General features: G+C 69.3%; 2 protein-coding genes. Both read right to left on the bottom strand.

Going from position 1 to position 2,430, the window contains the following annotated elements; genetic code table 11:
* A partial coding sequence (locus FKP22_RS27345) for a Clp protease N-terminal domain-containing protein (protein WP_141291104.1) occupies positions 1-1,547 on the bottom strand: 1,547 nt, incomplete at its 3' end.
* A 46-nt stretch (positions 1,548-1,593) separates the two neighbouring features.
* Positions 1,594-2,430: type VI secretion system baseplate subunit TssG (gene tssG / locus FKP22_RS27340; protein ID WP_141291102.1), on the bottom strand; the 837-nt coding region annotated here is incomplete at its 5' end.

The raw sequence follows: 2,430 nt of genomic DNA, 5'->3' as shown, positions 1-2,430 counted from the left end.
GCCGTCACGGCGGCTTCGAGTTCGGCGCGCAGCTGCTGCACCTCGGCCACCAGCGTCTTTTCCGAGGCGTACTGGTCGCTCAGCGCGGTGAGCCGGGCTTGCGCCGCTTCACGCAGGCTGTGCAGCGTGCCCAGCCGGGTGTCATGCGAGGTGCCGATGGCGGCCTCGCGGGACAGCGAGGCAATCTCCGCATCCAGCCGGCCGACCTGCTTTTGCAGGTCTTCCATCGCGGCCGGCGTGGCGGCCTGGCCCAGCGCCACCTTGGCGCAGGCGGTGTCCAGCACGCTGATGGCCTTGTCAGGCAGCTGGCGGCCGGTGATGTAGCGTGCCGACAGGCGCACGGCCTCGGTGATGGCCTCGTCGCGGATGCGCACCTTGAAGTGTTTTTCCATCAACGGCGCCATGCCGCGCAGCATCGCCGAGGCCAGCTCTTCGGTGGGCTCTTCGACCTTGACGACCTGGAAGCGCCGTGCCAGCGCGGCGTCCTTCTCGAAGTACTTCTTGTATTCGCTCCAGGTGGTCGCGGCCACGGTGCGCAGCTCGCCACGCGCCAGTGCGGGCTTGAGCAGGTTGGCGGCGTCGTTCTGGCCGGCCTGGCCACCGGCGCCAATCATGGTGTGCGCCTCGTCGATGAACAGGATGATGGGATGCGGGCTGCGCTTGACCTCGTCGATCACGTTCTTCAGCCGGTTCTCGAACTCGCCTTTCACGCTGGCACCGGCCTGCAGCAGCCCCAGGTCCAGCACATGCAGCGCCACGCCTTGCAAGGGCTCGGGCACGTCGCCTTCGGCAATGCGCAGCGCCAGGCCTTCGACCACCGCCGTCTTGCCCACGCCGGCCTCGCCGGTGAGGATGGGGTTGTTCTGGCGGCGCCGCATCAGGATGTCGATGGCCTGGCGGATCTCGGCGTCGCGGCCAATGACCGGGTCGATCCTGCCCTCGCGGGCGCGCTGCACCAGGTTGCTGGTGAACTGGTCCAGCGCGGGCGTGCCTTGCGCGGTGGGCGCGGCCTGCTCGTCGGCGGCTTCGGCCTCGCTCGTGGAGGCGCCGCCGGTTTTCACCGATTGCTGTGCCTCTTCCGAGCCGCGGGTCACTTCGCCCAGGCTGTGCTTCAGCTCGTCGACCTTGACCCGCACGAACAGCTTGCTGACGCGGAAGGCCAGCTGGCTCAGCGCCGGCTCGGTGAGCAAGGCCAGCAGCAGGTGGGCGCTGCGGATGCGTGCATCGTGCGCGTCCAGCGACGCGATCAGCCAGGCGTTCTCGAGCAGCTGCAGCAGGTGCGAGGCAAACACCGGTGTGCGGGTGTTGCCGTTCTTGAAGCGCGCCAGCTCGCGTTGCAGGTCGGCCTGCAGCGCGCTGGTGGAGATGTCATAGCGCCGGCACAGCAGGCCGAAGTCGGACTGCGGCGACTCGAGCAGCGCCAGCAGCAGGTGCTCCACGTCCACCTCGAAGTGACCGTGCGACAAGGTGATGGACGCAGCCCGCTCCGCGGCGCGGCGGCAGGTGCTGTTGAGTTTGGCGATCAGCGTCTTGAGGTTGTTGCTCATGGAAGCGGGACGGGGTTGTCGTTGTCATGGCCGCGGTCTGCGGGGCTCAGGCCGCGGCGTGGATGTCGTAGGCCGCTTCTTCGCGGTCGGTGGCGCTGGGGCCGGACAGCAGGAAGGTGTTCCAGCCGAGGTGGGCGCCGCCTTGCTGCGGGTCTTCGCCCAGCTGCGCGGGTGCGATCTCTTCGGCCTTCAGGCACAGCCGTACCTCGTATTCGAGGCTGATGCCGGTGGCCAGCGTGACCAGCTGCTTGAGGGCGAGCGCGCCGGGGCCGCCGGGCAGGAAGCGGCGGTGCTGCGTGCGTGTCATCGGGCCGATGGACAGGCGAACGCGCAGGTCGCGCTGCCAGACGCGGTCGCCGATCAGCGCGTCGCTGCCGAGCGTGGCATTGGCCAGGCCGAGCGAGGTGCAGTTGTCTGCCTCCAGAGAGAACCAGCGGCCGACGAATTGGGTCAACGTGACCGGCAGGCCGAGGTAGTCGGCCAGCATCTGCTGCAGCTGGCGCGCACCGATGACTCGCTGCTGCAGGTGGCCGGCGTAGAACGCAACCGCGTCGTCGGCCACCGCGCCTTCCGGCGCCTGCATGCGGCCCTGCAGCCCCTGCAGGCCCAGTCCGGCGAGCGCCAGCGCCATCGGGCGGAACTGCCGCTGCGGGTCGGCTTCGAAGGCCAGCGGCAGGCGATGCTTGCGCCAGGCTTCATGGAACAGCGAGACGGCGCGGTGCTGGAAGATGTCGAGGAAGGCACGCGCCGCGCCGTCGCGGTCATAGACCTCGCGGGCCAGGAATTGTTCGGTGTACGACAGTGGCAGCGTGCCCATCACGCCGAGCAGGCCCATGAAGGCTGGCGTGAGCTCAATGCGCTCGGGTACCGGCGCCGCGGCGGG

Origin of the sequence: Ideonella azotifigens (assembly GCF_006519715.1) — a bacterium.
In the GTDB taxonomy this organism is placed as follows: Bacteria; Pseudomonadota; Gammaproteobacteria; order Burkholderiales; family Burkholderiaceae_C; genus Ideonella; species Ideonella azotifigens.
Note: the sequence above shows the minus strand (reverse complement) of the source record. Positions and strands in the feature narration are given on the sequence as shown.